Raw genomic sequence first — 16,009 nt, 5'->3', positions numbered from 1 at the left:
AATTATTTGGAGATATGAGCGACCAGATCCAGAACTTTGTTGGAATAGCCAGTTTCGTTGTCATACCAAGAAACCAGTTTTACAAAGTTATCGTTCAGTGCGATACCCGCTTTAGCATCAAATACAGAAGTCAGTTTTTCGCCGTTGAAGTCAGTGGAAACCACGTCATCTTCAGTATAGCCCAGAATGCCTTTCAGCTCGCCTTCTGCTGCTGCTTTGATTGCGTCACAGATTTCTGCGTAAGTCGCTGGTTTAGCCAGACGTGCAGTCAGGTCAACCACAGAGACGTTAGGCGTAGGAACACGGAAAGACATACCGGTCAGTTTGCCGTTCAGTTCTGGGATAACTTTACCTACTGCTTTTGCTGCACCAGTGGAAGATGGGATGATGTTCTGTGCCGCACCACGGCCACCACGCCAGTCTTTTGCTGAAGGGCCGTCAACCGTTTTCTGGGTAGCCGTTGTTGCGTGAACGGTAGTCATCAGACCTTCAACGATGCCGAATTTGTCATTGATAACTTTAGCCAGTGGCGCCAGGCAGTTAGTGGTGCAGGATGCGTTGGAAACGATATCCTGGCCTGCATAGGCATTGTGGTTAACACCCATAACGAACATTGGCGTATTGTCTTTGGATGGGCCAGTCAGAACCACTTTTTTCGCGCCAGCCGCGATGTGCTTACGTGCAGTTTCGTCGGTCAGGAAGATACCCGTTGCTTCTGCAACAACATCAACACCCACTTCATCCCATTTCAGGTTAGCTGGATCTCTTTCAGATGTAACGCGGATGGTTTTGCCGTTAACAACCAGTTGACCGTCTTTAACTTCAACAGTGCCGTTGAAGCGGCCGTGGGTTGAATCGTATTTCAGCATGTAAGCCATGTATTCTGCATCCAACAGATCATTGATCGCAACGATTTCAACGTCTGAACGTTCTTGAGCAGCACGGAAAACAATACGGCCGATACGACCAAAACCGTTAATACCTACTTTGATAGTCATAGTATTCCACCAGCTATTTTTTAGTGAATTAAAAGTTGTGTCTAAAGTTACCAAAATCTTGCCAGCCGTCAAGCGGAATCGTGTCAACCATTGAAAAAGATCAACTTAACAATCACCATCTGGACGCTTGCTATACAACTGGAACAAGCTCTACGCACCACATTATCGGGGTATAAGGAGATATTTAAAGTTACCATCGGTTAGATATGTGAGACTTATCACAATTAGTAAAGTAAATTGCTATGTTGAATGGGTTAGAATGCATTTTGACATTTTGTTGTTAATTTTTTGTTGTTTTCGATGATTCTTTATTGAAAATATTGGCCTTAAAAGGTGGTCATTATGACTAAAAGTCAAAATATTTTCCTTTCTATAGAACAGCTTAGTAAAATGCAGCACCATGTTACACAAGAAGCAGGGACTGAGCCGCCATTTTCCGGAAAACTACTGCACAACAAGAAAAGTGGTATTTATTATTGCCTGTGTTGCCGCCAGCCACTATTTATTTCTGAGACGAAATTTGATTCAGGGTGTGGATGGCCGAGTTTCTACCAACCGATCAGTGATGACTCTATCACCTATATTGATGATTATTCTCATAATATCCATCGGATAGAGGTACGTTGTAGTCAATGTCAGGCACATTTGGGGCATGTTTTCCCTGATGGCCCCAAACCGACAGGAGAACGTTTTTGTATCAATTCAGCATCACTGTGTTTTATTGATAAGGAAACCGGCGAAGAAACAGCGGGTTAATGTTATGCCTGCATACTCTGAATTTAAATAATTTCGATAGAATTTGGGATTGGACAGTTGAAAAAGAAACGATTCAGCCTATTTTTAATAAAACATGCCGTGTATACAGGCAAATAGCGCATATAGCCATTAAAGCCATTAAGGAAATCTCGATGAAGTTGGATGATTTACTCTCCGCCATGACGCCTGAAATTTATCAACGATTAGTTCAGGCTGTTGAACTGGGAAAGTGGCAGGATGGTGTTCCCCTCACGCCAGAGCAGAAGGAGTACAGTTTACAAGCAGTGATGCTTTGGCAGGCAAAAAATAATCATGATCCTGACCATATGACGATTGGTACAAATGGCCAAATTGCCATAAAAAGCAAACAGGAGTTAAAGGCGATATTTCAGTCTGAAATGGTCGCGAAATTAAAACCTCAGTCGGAAGAGTGAAAGAGGGTGAATTTGCAACCTCGCCCTTGCAGAAAGCAGGGCGAGGCAGGTTTAGATCACTGATTATTCATCCGCATAACTCAATTCTCCCCGCAGATTTTGTTGCATCAAGTAGCGGATCTCTTCAGGGGTATAAGCTTGGCTCAGTAAATAGTGCAATTTCGTTAAAGCGGCTTCGAAAGTCATGTCATAACCACTGATAACGCCTGATGCAGCCAGAGAATGACCTGTTGCATAGCCTTCCATGTTGACCCGGCCAGAAATACATTGCGTCAAATTAACCACAATAATGCCTCGCTCGGTGGCTTTCTTTAATGTTTGCAACAAATCAGCACGTTGAGGCGCATTACCTACACCGTATGATAGTAAAATCAATGCCTTAACGGGCTGCATCAGAATATTTTCTACCACTTGACTGGATAACCCTGGATAGATAGTCACCACCCCAATGGGTTGTGATGTGATTGGATTCACAACAAACTCGCCGTGCCTGACAGGCAGGGGATTGGTTTTAAAGGTGCGGATATTGATTCCGGCTTCCATCAGGGGTGAACAGTTAGGGGATGAAAAGGCATCAAAACCATCTGCATGGGCTTTAATTGTTCTGTTTCCACGAAATAATTTATTGTTGAAAAACAGGCTGACTTCGTTGATGGGGTAATTTGCTGCGAGATACAGCGCATTAAGGAGATTAGTTTGCCCATCGGAACGCAGTGCTTCCAGCGGAATTTGTGACCCTGTCACAATAATCGGTTTATTGAGGTTTTCGAAGATGAAAGAGAGTGCTGACGCCGTGAAAGCCATGGTGTCCGTACCGTGCAGAATAACAAAGCCATCATAGTCATGGTAATTCTGATCGATATCATTTGCGATAACGCTCCAGTCGTCAGGACTCATATCAGAAGAATCAATCAGGGGCTGATGTTCACGGATCGTGAATGTTGGCATTTCTGGACGGTGAAATTCTGGCATTTTTGCGAGTTGTTGCTGTAAATGACCGGAAACGGGAATGTACCCATTGGGGGAGTGCTGCATCCCAATTGTGCCGCCAGTGTAAACAACATAGATGGATTTCTTCTGCATGATAATGCCTCACTAAAAACAGTTAGCTGGATTATAGGGAGTATCAGGAAGAAAAAAAGCCTGATGGTAAAATCAGGCTTTCAGTTTGCCAGAAACTTACTGTCAGAAAACCAGTCAATGGTTTTTAACGGGTATCTGTTTTTAGCGGATATCGACGCAATTCAGACAGAATGTATAGATATTCTGCGGATCGTTCATGTTCTTATAAAACACGGCTTGTTTTTTCATATCTTGGGCAACGTCGGCAAGTGGCGCCGGCAACATTGACTGCAAGGTATTTGGCAACAGTGCTTGTGCTGATGCAGTCAGTCCCAGCATGAGTTTTTCAGAGAATGAAGGCTCAGGTTGCATCCAATTCAATGACGCATTTTTGACCCCTGCTAATGCAGCCGCTTTTGTCACCGCATCATCAAAATCACCCAACTGATCCACTAAACCGTGTTTTTTAGCATCAATGCCACTCCAAACACGTCCTTGGGCAATGTTATCAATTTCGTCCAGAGATTTATTGCGGGCAGTGGCAACCAGTCCAATAAACTTACTGTAACCATTTTCAATAGAGAGCTGTATGACATCTGAGACAGTCTGGTTTAGCCCTTTGGTTGCAGAGATATCGGCTAATGGGGTTGTTGAAACACCGTCAGTATTCACACCAAGGTAATTGAGGCTTTTTTCAAGGGTTTGAACCACACCAAAAATACCAATAGAACCAGTTAATGTATTCGGATCAGCAATAATGTAGTTAGCCGGGGTGGATATCCAGTAACCGCCTGAGGCAGCGATCCCGCCCATCGAAACGACGATAGGTTTCGCCTTGCCCGTTTTGTCATTGCGGATAGCGGCCAGTTCATTACGAATAATTTCAGATGCGCCGATACTGCCACCCGGGCTGTTTACGCGTAATACAATCGCTTTTATATTGGGGTTATGGTGTGCTTCACGCAGTTGTTCAACGAGCGTGTCACTGCCAACGATACCCGGCAATTGCTTCCCTTCCAAAATTGGCCCTTCAGCAATAATGACGGCAATATTGCCTTTATCGTCGGTATCTTGGACAGGTTTTTGGTCAATGTAGTCATAAATGCTAATGTAATTGAAATGTTTTTGTTCTTCATTCCAACCAAATTTATCCCGCATTATTTTTTCAACGCTATTGCGTGGTTCAATCGCATCCACCAGTTTATTTTGATACGCATACAGTGACGCATCTCCGCCGGCTTTACGGAATTTCTCGACAAAATTTGTTGCACCGGGGAAGACCTGATCGGCGGGGATATGCCGATTAACGGCAATGGTACTTAAGTAATTGTTCCACAGTTCGTTGAGCCAGAGGCTGTCAGCGTCACGCGCTTCTTGTGACATATTGTCACGCAGCAGGGGTTCAACGGCGGATTTATAGGTTCCGACACGGAAAATATGGGTAGAGACTTTCAACGTATCCAACAATGACTTGTAGTATAAATGGTTGGTGGAGAAACCGTGGATATCCACTATACCTAATGGGGACAGATATATCTTATCGGCATAGCTGGCTAAATAATATTGTGACTGGCTGTAGGTATCACCAATGGCAAAAACAGGTTTGCCCGTTGCTTTAAATTCGTTGATAGCCTTGCCAATATATCTCATGGAAGTCTGATCTGCGCCGATGAATTCATTCAGCTTTAATACCATGCCCGTAATTTTGGGATCGCTTTTTGCGCGACGAATGCTGTCAACAACGTCAAACAAGGAAGTTTCTCTACTATTACTACTGAATGGGTTAAAAAGATCCTTTCCGAATTGTTCAAGCGAACTGCGGGCAGAGACGTGATCCAGAACAATACCAGACAGATCGACATACAATGCACCATTGTAGTTATCGTCACGTTTGGATTGTTGTTGATAAGCGATGACGCCAACAACGACAACCACGATAAACAGAATAAAAATAAGGTTGAAAATAAATTGGCGGGCAAAATTCAGGAGTTTCCAACTCCATTTAAATAATGCTGCCGTGAAATTCCATAAAGTACGCATATTGGCTCCGGGTTAGGGTATCAAATGGAGTTATCCTAATCAGCTCGTCTGGAAATGTCAGCCAGAAATCAGTTAATGATTGAAAAAACAGTTTATGTGCTTTCATTCATTAACGAATAAACAGAGAATGTTGGTTTGTGACAGATTATCTTATTTAGGAGAAAATAATGAATGCTTTGGAACTTTTGTTAAATCGCCGTTCAGTTTCACGTTTAACCACCCCCGCCCCAGAGGGAGATGAGTTGCAATATATTTTAGCCGCAGGGATGAGAGCACCTGATCATGGGGCTTTGCGTCCTTGGCAATTTGTTGTGATGCAGGGAGAAGGCATTGATAAATTCAGCAAGCTCCTTGAAAAAGCCGCTATTGAAGCGGGATTAGGCGAAGAGGTTGAAGAGAAAGCGAAAAATGCCCCTTACCGGGCTCCCATGATTATTACTGTTATTGCTAAAGTCGTTGAACATGCAAAAGTTCCGGCATGGGAACAAGTCGTTGCCGCGGGTTGTGCCGTTCACGCCATGCAGATGGCCGCCGTTGCCCAAGGTTTTGGCGGTATATGGCGTTCAGGTTCATGGACAGAAGATCCCACTGTCAGGGCAGGGTTGGGGTGTGGGGAAAACGACAAAATCGTTGGATTCCTCTATTTAGGAACACCAGAACTCAGGGCACCGGCAAAAGTCGCAACCCCAGATATGACAAATTTTGTCAGTTATTTCTAATTTGTCAGTCAATAACTGGAGCGACTAATGTCAACTGAAATCCGTCTGACTCAATACAGCCACGGTGCCGGATGTGGCTGCAAAATTTCGCCCAAAGTGCTGGAAACTATTTTACATAGTGAACAATTGCACAGTGAACAGGCAAAATTTTTCGATCCTAACCTTTTAGTCGGCAATGAAACCCGTGATGATGCTGCTGTGTATGATATTGGTAATGGTACAGGCATCATCAGTACGACGGATTTCTTTATGCCTATTGTTGATGATCCATTTGATTTTGGCCGTATTGCGGCCACAAATGCCATCAGCGATATCTATGCGATGGGCGGAAAGCCGATCATGGCGATTGCGATTCTAGGCTGGCCAATTAATACGCTGGCGCCGGAAATTGCCCGACAAGTTATTGAGGGAGGCCGGGCTGTTTGCCAGGCAGCAGGTATTTCTCTGGCTGGCGGGCATTCTATTGATGCCCCTGAACCGATATTTGGTCTGGCAGTCACCGGGATTATCAATATTGAACGGGTCAAGCGTAATAATCAGGCCAAAGCGGGAAGTCTTCTGTTTCTGACTAAACCTTTAGGCGTTGGCGTATTGACGACGGCGGAAAAGAAAGGTGTGCTTCAACCTGAACATCAGGGTATTGCGAAAGACATTATGTGTCAGTTGAATAAAGCAGGGGCAGATTTTGCAGAAATTGAGGGTGTGACAGCGATGACGGATGTCACAGGCTTTGGTCTGTTAGGGCATTTGAGTGAAATTTGTGAAGGTTCTGGCGTTCAGGCGAAGGTCAAATTTTCACAAGTTCCAAGATTGCCAGATGTTGATGTTTATATCGAAAAAGGTTGCGTACCGGGTGGCACAGGGCGCAACTTTGACAGTTATGGGCACTTAATGGGAGAGATGACGTTGCCTCAACGTCATCTCTTGTGTGATCCACAAACCTCGGGTGGTTTATTGCTGGCGATTTTGCCGGATGCCGTGGAAAAGGCGAAAGCCGTTGCACGCAGCCACAACATTGATTTTGTTGCTATTGGTGAACTGACTGAACCCTATTCAGGCAGGGCACTCATTGAAGTTTTTGAATAATTCCATGCGTCTTTTTATTGCAGAAAAACCCAGCCTCGCCAGAGCGATTGCGGATGTTTTACCAAAGCCCCATCGGCGTGGGGATGGGTTTATTGAATGTGGTAATAACCAATTTGTGACTTGGTGTGTTGGTCATTTATTGGAACAGGCTGAACCCGATGCCTACGATAGCCGTTATGCCCGTTGGGTATTGTCTGATTTACCGATCATTCCTGAAAAATGGCAGTTAAGGCCACGGGCAGCCGTGGCCAAACAGCTCAACACCATAAAATCCCTGTTGGAAAGGGCGGACGAAATCGTCCATGCCGGAGACCCTGACCGTGAAGGTCAATTGCTGGTGGATGAAGTGCTGGATTTTTTAAACCTGGATACCGCGAAAAAACATAACGTCCAGCGATGCCTGATTAATGACCTGAATCCTCAGGCGGTAACCAAAGCGGTTGAGCGGCTGAGGGATAATCGGGAATTTATCCCCTTGTGTGTTTCTGCCCTTGCCAGGGCCAGGGCGGACTGGCTGTATGGCATCAATATGACCCGGGCTTATACCTTGTTGGGTAAAAATGCAGGCTATCAGGGCGTATTATCGGTTGGACGTGTCCAAACCCCCATTTTAGGGCTGGTTGTACGCCGTGATGAAGAGATTGAGCACTTCGTGCCGAAAGACTTCTTTGAAGTTAAAGCCCATATTGTTACCCCGAATGAAGAGCGATTTACGGCGTTATGGCAACCGAGTGAATCTTGCCTTGATTTTCAGGATGAAGAGGGAAGGATTATTCACCGGCCGTTGGCTGAACACGTTGTGGCACGTATTACTGGTCAGCCTGCTTCTGTTTCTGCCTATCAGGACAAACGTGAATCAGAAACGGCGCCATTGCCTTTCTCCCTTTCGTCCTTGCAGATTGAAGCGGCTAAGCGTTTTGGTTTAAGTGCGCAGGATGTCCTTGACATTTGTCAGCGGCTTTATGAAACCCATAAATTGATCACCTATCCACGCTCTGACTGTCGTTATCTGCCGGAAGAACATTTTGTGGGGCGTCATGCGGTTTTGAATGCCATCTCCGTTCATGCTGCCCATTTACTTCCGCAAGAGGCTTTGAATGTGGAGCAAAAGAACCGTTGTTGGGATGATAAGAAGGTTGACGCCCACCATGCCATTGTTCCGACGGCACGCAGTAGCCAAATCAATTTAACCGAAAATGAAAGCCATATTTATGGCTTGATTGCCCGCCAGTACCTCATGCAGTTCTTTCCTGATGCCGTATTCCGTAAGTGCACGATTGAACTGGATATTGCAGGCGGGAAATTTATCGCTAAGGCGCGTTTTCTGGCAGAAGCGGGTTGGAGAACGCTGCTTGGCAACAAGGAGCGGGATGAAGAGAATGAAGGTACTCCACTGCCGGTTGTAGCTAAAGGGGATGAGTTGTTGTGTGAAAAAGGGGAAGTGGTGGAAAGGCAGACCCAACCGCCACGGCCTTTTACTGATGCCACATTATTGTCTGCAATGACGGGCATAGCTCGATTTGTACAAGATAAGGCGTTGAAAAAAGTGCTTCGTGCCACTGATGGTTTGGGGACGGAAGCGACCAGAGCGGGGATCATTGAATTGCTATTCAAACGCGATTTTCTGTACAAAAAAGGGCGCCATATTCATGCGACTCCGGCGGGCAGGGCGTTGATCCATGTATTGCCGGATATGGCGGTATTGCCAGATATGACCGCCCATTGGGAATCCCGGCTGACGCAAATTAGCGAAAAGCAATTCCGTTATCAGGATTTTATGTTACCGCTTCAGGAAACGTTACAGCAGTTGATCTGGCAGGCAAAACAGTATCGTAATTTGAAAGCTTTCAGGGACTTGCCTCCGGTTCCCGTGAATGCCAAAAAAGGGAAGGGAAAGCAGGCAAAATCCGGTAAAAGCAGGGCAAAGAAAGATCAAACCCATCAGGGGTAACCCACATGCTGACACAGCACCATAATATAATGAGTGGTGCTGTGTTTTATGATCGCTGCTGCTTATAGGTTGAATTCTGTCCAAACCGGGGCGTGATCAGACGGTTTTTCCATGCCACGGATAGCATAATCGATACCCGAAGAAATACATCTTTCTGCCAATGGATGGCTGGCAAGCAGCAAATCAATGCGTAGCCCACGATTATCATCAAATCCCTTTGAACGATAGTCGAACCACGAAAATTGGTCATTAACTTCGGGGTGTTGTGCCCGGAATGTATCAATGAAACCCCAGTTTTTCAGGCGTTCCATCCATTCTCTTTCTTCGGGCAAGAAAGAACATTTTCCGGTCTTTAACCAGCGCTTCTGGTTGTTTTCTCCAATACCAATATCAAAATCAGTGGGACTAATGTTCATGTCACCCATAATCAGAATATTTGACTGCGGGGAGTGGTTAGTTTCCAGGTAAGACAAGAGATCCTGATAAAATTTTTCTTTTGCAGGAAATTTAATGGGGTGATCACGGCTCTCTCCCTGCGGAAAATAGCCATTGATTACCGTCAATAAACCAAGGGAAGTCTCGATATCGGCCATAATAATGCGGCGCTGTGCATCATCGTCATCAGTGGGAAAACCTTTACGAATATTGACGGGTTGTTGACGGGTCAGCAGGGCGACACCATAGTGTGATTTTTGACCATGATAAAAGACGTGATAACCCAGTTTGCTGACTTCTTCGAGGGGAAACATTTCATCATGAACTTTTATTTCTTGTAATCCGATAACATCAGGTTGGTGTTGTTCCACAATGGCAGTGAGTTGATGAGGACGTGCTCTTAGCCCATTGATATTGAATGATATAAATTTCATATCGTTATAATCACCTATAGAATATGCTTATTCTTCATGTTAACAGATATAAATAAAGATGTAACCACTTATTAAATAATAAATTTTACCTAACTACCTTGATAACTCGCTATTTTACTCTTATATGTAATACTATATCGAGTATAATGCTCTCGTTATCCTAAATTTAGAGTGCCGAATCGATTTTTAAATAATAAAAAAAGCCAAATCAATAAATAGTAAATTAATGGATTTATAATAATTCACTAATTTTAATATGTAATATTAAACATTAGATATTGTCATTTTCCGTTAGAGTTTTTATTCTTAGAATTTATTTTATGTAATGCGTTACAAAAAATAAGTAATGAAAAAGTAGAAGAGTTAATCAATCTCTGATAGAAATTTGAACTTGTAGACCATAGTTATATATATTAATGGATTACAATCACGGTGGAATATTCATCATGACATAGATGAATAATAAAGTTCATCTAGACCGCATTATTGCATCAGGGACTGGCGTTTTATATAAATGCCATTTGAAAAATATCTATTTTTATTGTACAAAATTATACCTTCACAATATCAAGTTTGATTTAGCGGTTACCTGATGAGAAGGCCATTTCAAGGAAATTCTTTTAGCCACAAGTTACATAGGAACGGTGAATTATGTTTTTTTCTCGTAAATTAGAAGCATTCATGGCGGTGGTGGAAATGGGTTCTTTAAGCAAAGCGGCAAGAGTGATGAACCGTACGACTCCCCCAGTCGCTAAATCAATTAAAGACTTTGAAGCGACGTTAGGAAAGCGCTTATTTAAAAGGGAGAAGTTTGGGATGATTCTGACCAAAGACGGCGTGGAGTTATATAATGACCTAAAAGAGCTCTATTTGAAAGAGAAGGAAATTACAAAGAAACACATCAGCGGGAGTATTTGTAATGTTGTCAATATATACCATGATTGGGGTAAGAAAAAGCATCTGATTTCACTTTATAAAGCAGCGGACAGAAATAATGCTCAAGTGAATATATTACGCTTCAGTTATGATAACATTGATGAAATAGTTGACTATGAGGGCAATACAATAATTTTAAGTTCAGAGAAAATACTGAGTGATCGATTCAGTCTGGTGCGGAAAATTGATGGACCAAATTTAGGGATCTGCTGCCGTAAGGAGTTGTTAGATGAAGTTAATGGGGACTTTACTCAATTGCTGAAAAAGAGAACGTGGTTATGTGATCCCGTACTCTATAAAGGTAATTTGATAAAGCATTTGGAAGAGGAAATGATAAAAAATGGAGAAAAAGTTAATATTCGACAGATGGATAATGTAGAATGCTGTCTCAATTTTATTCAGTCAACCGATTATATTTTTATTACCGATTCCCACTCTGGTGCATTGGAAGAGGGAGAAAGCCTAGGCTTCATTCCAATATCACGGCCTGATGCAGTTAATCAGTGTTATGTCTACAAATCAAAATCTCATTCAAGCGTATTAAATCGTTTCATTGATTCCGTCAGCGATATGGAATAGCTGATTGCATGAGCGGAGCAAACTCCCCGATTTTCCTGCTCCGCCATGAGTGTTTATCCAAATGCATTAATTTTGACAATTTCATAATGCATTGAGAGCTTGAAGTGGATTTTTGATAGTGGTGAGGAAGGATTGATGTGTCGTTTCGTTCCTCACCTTTGGTTTATGCCGATATTACCCATCTTGTCATCCCACTAGCAAAGACTTGTACCCTATCCGCGACCATTTATTTCAAGCCAATACATTGGATGCATGATACATTGGACGCATTTTTGCGTTACAACTTGTTGTTTAGCAGAAATTAATGTGATGGTTTTTGACTTGAATGTAATGAAACTTGAATCATTGATGGTGGTGGGGGAAGGATTCGAACCTTCGAAGTCTGTGACGGCAGATTTACAGTCTGCTCCCTTTGGCCGCTCGGGAACCCCACCAGATTTTTGAATTGTACGCTGTCGTTAGCAGCGGACGGCATAATATCAGATAAGCCGCCGCTGTAAAGTAGATAATTGAAAATAACGTCTTGAGTGCTGTCTTTTTAATCTCGATGATCGAGTTGTAATCTACTCAAAGAATAACGGTACGATTACCATAGACGAAGACGCGCTGAGAAAATACCCAGTGTAATGCTTGGCTCAACACATTTTTCTCAACATCTTGTCCTGCACGCATCATCTCTTCAGCCGTATAGGTATGATCCACATTGATGACATCTTGAGTGATAATTGGCCCTTCATCCAAATTGTCATTGACATAATGCGCTGTCGCACCAATAATTTTTACCCCTCGCTCATAAGCCTGATGGTAGGGGCGAGCACCGATAAATGCGGGTAGGAATGAATGGTGAATGTTGATTATTTGATTCGGGTAATGCTGAACAAATGCCGGCGTTAAGACTCGCATATATTTGGCAAGTACAACATAGTCGGGCTGATATTGATCAATCTGAGCCATCAGCGCTGCATCATGTTGTTCGCGGGTTAAACCCTCATGACTGATGTAATGGAATGGGATATCAAACTGCTCAACCAATTTTTGCAGGGTAGTATGATTGCCGATGACAGCCGCAATTTCGACATCCAGTCCGCCATAGACGCTTTTTACTAAGATATCGCCAATACAATGCGCTTCTTTTGTCACCATGATAACGATACGACGCCGGCCAGCCGTATTTAATTCGCGGCTTGACCCTGCTGGCAGGGCATCATCTAAATCGGCCAGAAGCGTTTCATCATTAAAAATACCCTCCAGCTCGGTGCGCATAAAAAATCGCCCAGTACGATGATCAACAAACTCATTATTCTGAACGATATTTAATTGATGCTTATAACAAATGTTGGTGATTTTTGCGATCAATCCCTTGGAATCGGGACAAATTGTACGCAAGATTTTTCTTTGTATATTTGCGTGTTGCATGGATGACGAGAACCTCAAATATTCTTCACTGTGTGTGAATTGTTGTGTTTTGATATTTAGATGCTGATTTAATCACAGCACTTTTAACCACAGCACTTCTTATATTTTTTACCTGAACCGCACGGGCAAGGGTTATTCCGGCCGACTTGAGGACGGATACCCTCTATATAAAACCAACGTTGATCAATGCGTAAAAAACGTGAGCGCTCATGAATCAATTGCTTATCTTGCTTGCCTTGTTCAATAAAGCAAGCTGAAAATTCGACATAGGCTTCGTCATTATTTCGTCCCTGATGGGTTCCGAGGACATTTAATCCCAGCCATTGTACGCCAGCAAAACCTTGTTCTATTTCTGCACGCCAATTTTCCGCCCGGCAATCAGGGTGCCAGGTGGCGATAAGATAGTCTGCATTTTGTGTAACATAAGCGCTATACCGGGAACGCATCAAGGATTCAGCATTTGGGGCAGGGTGATGGTTTTCAAGATAGGGGCTACAGCAAAGATCGAAAGATGAGTCACTGCCGCAGGGACACATTTTTGTCAAAATAACTCCAGTTAGTCAAAGTGGTTGCTGCTAATATCGGCTATCAGCGATATTGCAAAGATTTGTAAGAGTATCAATAAAACAAACCATTGGGCGATCATCAAGCGATGATACTCGAATATGGGCAAAAGTCGCAATGTCTGACATCTAATCATTGAAATGTGATTAAAAGCTAGTGCACTGTATATCTGGTCGAATTAACTGGTATACTCGTGCGCGTTATTTTTTGGCGAGTGCGATTTTCTTCACACATACAATTTTTTCTGAGAGTTAATGCTATTGTTTAAGCTGTAAAGGAGTTTTTCAGTGAATACATAGCAGTAGGAGACGATGTAATGTCAGTAATAAAAAAGGTAAAAAAAGCTGTTATACCCGTTGCTGGTTTGGGAACTCGGATGTTGCCGGCCACGAAAGCCATCCCGAAAGAAATGCTCCCTTTGGTAGATAAACCGCTTATTCAATATGTCGTTAATGAATGTATTAAGGCAGGCATTAATGAAATCATTCTGGTTACACATTCCTCCAAAAACTCGATAGAAAACCATTTTGATACCAGCTTTGAATTGGAAGCGATTCTTGAGAAAAGGGTTAAGCGCCAATTATTGGATGAAGTACAGTCTATCTGTCCAAATCATGTGACGATCATGCAAACCCGTCAGGGAATTGCCAAAGGATTGGGGCATGCCGTGTTATGTGCTAAACCTCTTATTGGTGACGAGCCATTTGCGGTTATTCTGCCTGATGTCATTTTGGATGAGTACAGCACTGACCTGTCAAAATATAATTTGAGCGACATGTTATCGCGCTTCAACAGCAGTGGCACAAGCCAGATTTTGGTTGAACCTGTTCCTACCGAGAGTGTTTCGGATTACGGCATTGTCGATTGTTTAGGTGAAAATTTGCAACCTGGTGATAGCAAACCTATTGTCCGTGTTGTTGAAAAACCAAAACCAGAAGAAGCACCTTCGAATCTTTCCATTGTTGGCCGTTATGTCTTATCCGAAAAAATCTGGCCATTATTGGCAAAAACCGCACCAGGGGCAGGAGATGAAATACAACTGACAGATGCCATTGCCATATTGATGGAAAAAGAGCCCGTTGAGGCTTATCACTTGCACGGCCGTAGCCATGATTGTGGTAATAAATTGGGCTATATGCAGGCATTTGTTGAATACGGCATGAAACATCAGGAATTGGGCAAGTCATTCACGGATTGGGTCATGACCTTGCAAAATCAGATTGAAGAATAATCTACTCGTACTTTAAGGTGTGATATGAAAGTTACTGTATTTGGTATTGGCTATGTAGGCTTAGTGCAAGCAACCGTATTTGCGGAAGTTGGGCATGATGTACTTTGTGTTGATGTTGATGCAAATAAAGTCGAGAACCTGAAAAATGGTCAAATTCCTATTTTTGAACCGGGTTTGACGCCTCTGGTAAAGAAAAATCATGCTGAAGGACGGCTGAATTTTACAACGGATGCCAAAGCCGGCATTGCTCATGGCAAATTACAGTTTATTGCAGTAGGTACACCTCCTGATGAAGATGGTTCTGCTGATCTTAAATATGTCACTGCCGTAGCCAGAACGATTGCAGAAAATATGGATGGTCATAAAGTCGTTGTTGATAAATCAACGGTGCCGGTAGGTACGGCTGATAAAGTCAGGGCAGTGATGCAGGCAACATTGGCAGAGCGCAACATAGCACTGCCATTTGATGTCGTCTCCAATCCTGAGTTTTTAAAAGAAGGAGCGGCTGTTGCGGATTGTATGCGACCTGAACGTATTATTATTGGCTGTGATAATGATAATGTGGTTGATGTCATGCGTGAACTGTATGAACCCTTCAATCGTAATCATGATCGTATGATAGTCATGGATATTCGCAGTGCTGAATTGACTAAATATGCAGCCAACTGCATGTTGGCAACTAAAATCAGCTTTATGAATGAAATTGCTAACTTGGCAGAGATGTTGGGCGCGGATATTGAAAATGTACGTCAGGGAATTGGTTCTGATTCACGCATCGGATATCACTTTATTTACCCAGGATGTGGATACGGGGGGTCATGTTTCCCTAAAGATGTTCAAGCATTGATTCGGACGTCTGAACAAATCGGATATACACCAAAAATTCTCCAGGCCGTGGAGCAGGTTAACAATAAACAGAAAAGTAAATTACCTACTTTTGTAAAACAGCATTTTGGTGATGATTTAATGGGCAAAACATTTGCTATTTGGGGACTGTCATTTAAACCTAATACAGATGATATGCGTGAGGCATCAAGCCGTGTATTGATGGAAACATTATGGAAATGTGGTGCCAAAGTTCAGGCTTACGATCCTGAAGCGATGCAGGAAGCCCAACGTATTTATGGGCAGCGTGATGATCTTTCTTTAATGGGAACAAAAGAAGCTGCATTAAAAGACGCTGATGCTTTGATTATCTGTACAGAATGGCAAAATTTCAGAGCGCCTGATTTTGATGTGGTTAAGAATTCATTAAAAACGCCTGTCATTTTTGATGGACGCAACCTATATGATCCTGAACGCCTGCAAGCACGTGGTTTTACGTATTATGGTATTGGTCGCGGTGCCTCAATCAAACCCGTCATTTGA

14 protein-coding genes and 1 tRNA gene are annotated in these 16,009 nt (G+C 43.0%); 8 read left to right on the top strand and 7 right to left on the bottom strand.

Annotation, left to right across the window (positions count from 1 at the left end):
* Positions 1–2: 2 nt before the first annotated feature.
* Positions 3–998, bottom strand: coding sequence for a glyceraldehyde-3-phosphate dehydrogenase (gene gapA / locus XDD1_RS10405; protein WP_045970963.1), 996 nt, complete (start codon positions 996–998; stop codon positions 3–5).
* A 342-nt stretch (positions 999–1,340) separates the two neighbouring features.
* On the opposite strand from gapA, the gene msrB reads away from it, so the two are divergent.
* Both msrB and XDD1_RS10395 read left to right on the top strand, forming a co-directional pair.
* Positions 1,341–1,754 (top strand): peptide-methionine (R)-S-oxide reductase MsrB, encoded by a 414-nt coding sequence (msrB, locus tag XDD1_RS10400; protein ID WP_045970961.1) that lies wholly within the window; start codon positions 1,341–1,343, stop codon positions 1,752–1,754.
* Between the two features lie 152 nt (positions 1,755–1,906).
* On the top strand, positions 1,907–2,188 hold the full coding sequence (locus XDD1_RS10395) for a YeaC family protein (RefSeq protein WP_045973489.1): 282 nt from the start codon (positions 1,907–1,909) through the stop codon (positions 2,186–2,188).
* A 63-nt stretch (positions 2,189–2,251) separates the two neighbouring features.
* Here XDD1_RS10395 and ansA read toward each other — a convergent pair whose 3' ends face one another.
* Together ansA and sppA are read right to left on the bottom strand one after the other, a co-directional pair.
* Complete coding sequence (gene ansA / locus XDD1_RS10390; protein WP_045970959.1) at positions 2,252–3,271, bottom strand: asparaginase; 1,020 nt, start codon at positions 3,269–3,271, stop codon at positions 2,252–2,254.
* A 141-nt stretch (positions 3,272–3,412) separates the two neighbouring features.
* Entirely contained in the window at positions 3,413–5,290 is a 1,878-nt protein-coding gene (gene sppA, locus XDD1_RS10385; RefSeq protein ID WP_045970957.1) for a signal peptide peptidase SppA, read from the bottom strand.
* Positions 5,291–5,457: 167 nt separating this feature from the next.
* Between sppA and XDD1_RS10380 the strand changes: the two genes are divergently transcribed.
* From XDD1_RS10380 to XDD1_RS10370, 3 genes are read left to right on the top strand one after another with little or no spacing between them, the layout of a single operon-like run.
* Positions 5,458–6,009, top strand: coding sequence for an NAD(P)H nitroreductase (locus XDD1_RS10380; protein ID WP_045970955.1), 552 nt, complete (start codon positions 5,458–5,460; stop codon positions 6,007–6,009).
* A 27-nt stretch (positions 6,010–6,036) separates the two neighbouring features.
* Complete coding sequence (gene selD / locus XDD1_RS10375; RefSeq protein WP_045970953.1) at positions 6,037–7,095, top strand: selenide, water dikinase SelD; 1,059 nt, start codon at positions 6,037–6,039, stop codon at positions 7,093–7,095.
* A 4-nt stretch (positions 7,096–7,099) separates the two neighbouring features.
* Positions 7,100–9,046 carry a DNA topoisomerase III gene (locus XDD1_RS10370; protein ID WP_045973488.1) on the top strand — a complete coding sequence of 649 codons (1,947 nt, stop codon included), beginning with the start codon at positions 7,100–7,102 and terminating at the stop codon, positions 9,044–9,046.
* Positions 9,047–9,108: 62 nt separating this feature from the next.
* Here the strand turns inward: XDD1_RS10370 and xthA are convergent, their stop codons facing one another.
* On the bottom strand, positions 9,109–9,915 hold the full coding sequence (xthA, locus tag XDD1_RS10365; protein WP_045970951.1) for an exodeoxyribonuclease III: 807 nt from the start codon (positions 9,913–9,915) through the stop codon (positions 9,109–9,111).
* Positions 9,916–10,566: 651 nt separating this feature from the next.
* Between xthA and XDD1_RS10360 the strand changes: the two genes are divergently transcribed.
* Complete coding sequence (locus tag XDD1_RS10360; protein ID WP_045970949.1) at positions 10,567–11,430, top strand: helix-turn-helix domain-containing protein; 864 nt, start codon at positions 10,567–10,569, stop codon at positions 11,428–11,430.
* Positions 11,431–11,779: 349 nt separating this feature from the next.
* On the opposite strand, the gene XDD1_RS10355 is transcribed toward XDD1_RS10360, so the two are convergent.
* The 3 genes from XDD1_RS10355 to XDD1_RS10345 form a co-directional block, all read right to left on the bottom strand.
* Positions 11,780–11,864, bottom strand: a tRNA-Tyr gene (locus tag XDD1_RS10355).
* Positions 11,865–11,997: 133 nt separating this feature from the next.
* Positions 11,998–12,846, bottom strand: coding sequence for a formyltetrahydrofolate deformylase (gene purU / locus XDD1_RS10350; RefSeq protein WP_045970948.1), 849 nt, complete (start codon positions 12,844–12,846; stop codon positions 11,998–12,000).
* Positions 12,847–12,929: 83 nt separating this feature from the next.
* A complete protein-coding gene (locus XDD1_RS10345) occupies positions 12,930–13,391 on the bottom strand; it encodes a YchJ family protein (RefSeq protein WP_065814094.1) in 462 nt (153 codons plus the stop codon).
* A 335-nt stretch (positions 13,392–13,726) separates the two neighbouring features.
* On the opposite strand from XDD1_RS10345, the gene galU reads away from it, so the two are divergent.
* Together galU and XDD1_RS10335 are read left to right on the top strand one after the other, a co-directional pair.
* Positions 13,727–14,641: a UTP--glucose-1-phosphate uridylyltransferase GalU gene (gene galU / locus XDD1_RS10340; protein ID WP_045970946.1), complete on the top strand. Its 915-nt coding sequence runs from the start codon at positions 13,727–13,729 to the stop codon at positions 14,639–14,641.
* Between the two features lie 24 nt (positions 14,642–14,665).
* Positions 14,666–16,009, top strand: coding sequence for a UDP-glucose dehydrogenase family protein (locus XDD1_RS10335; protein ID WP_045970944.1), 1,344 nt, complete (start codon positions 14,666–14,668; stop codon positions 16,007–16,009).

Origin of the sequence: Xenorhabdus doucetiae, from assembly GCF_000968195.1 — a bacterium.
Classification (GTDB): domain Bacteria; phylum Pseudomonadota; class Gammaproteobacteria; order Enterobacterales; family Enterobacteriaceae; genus Xenorhabdus; species Xenorhabdus doucetiae.
The sequence above is the reverse complement of the archived record's forward strand: the minus strand, read 5'-3'. Positions and strand labels throughout refer to the sequence as shown.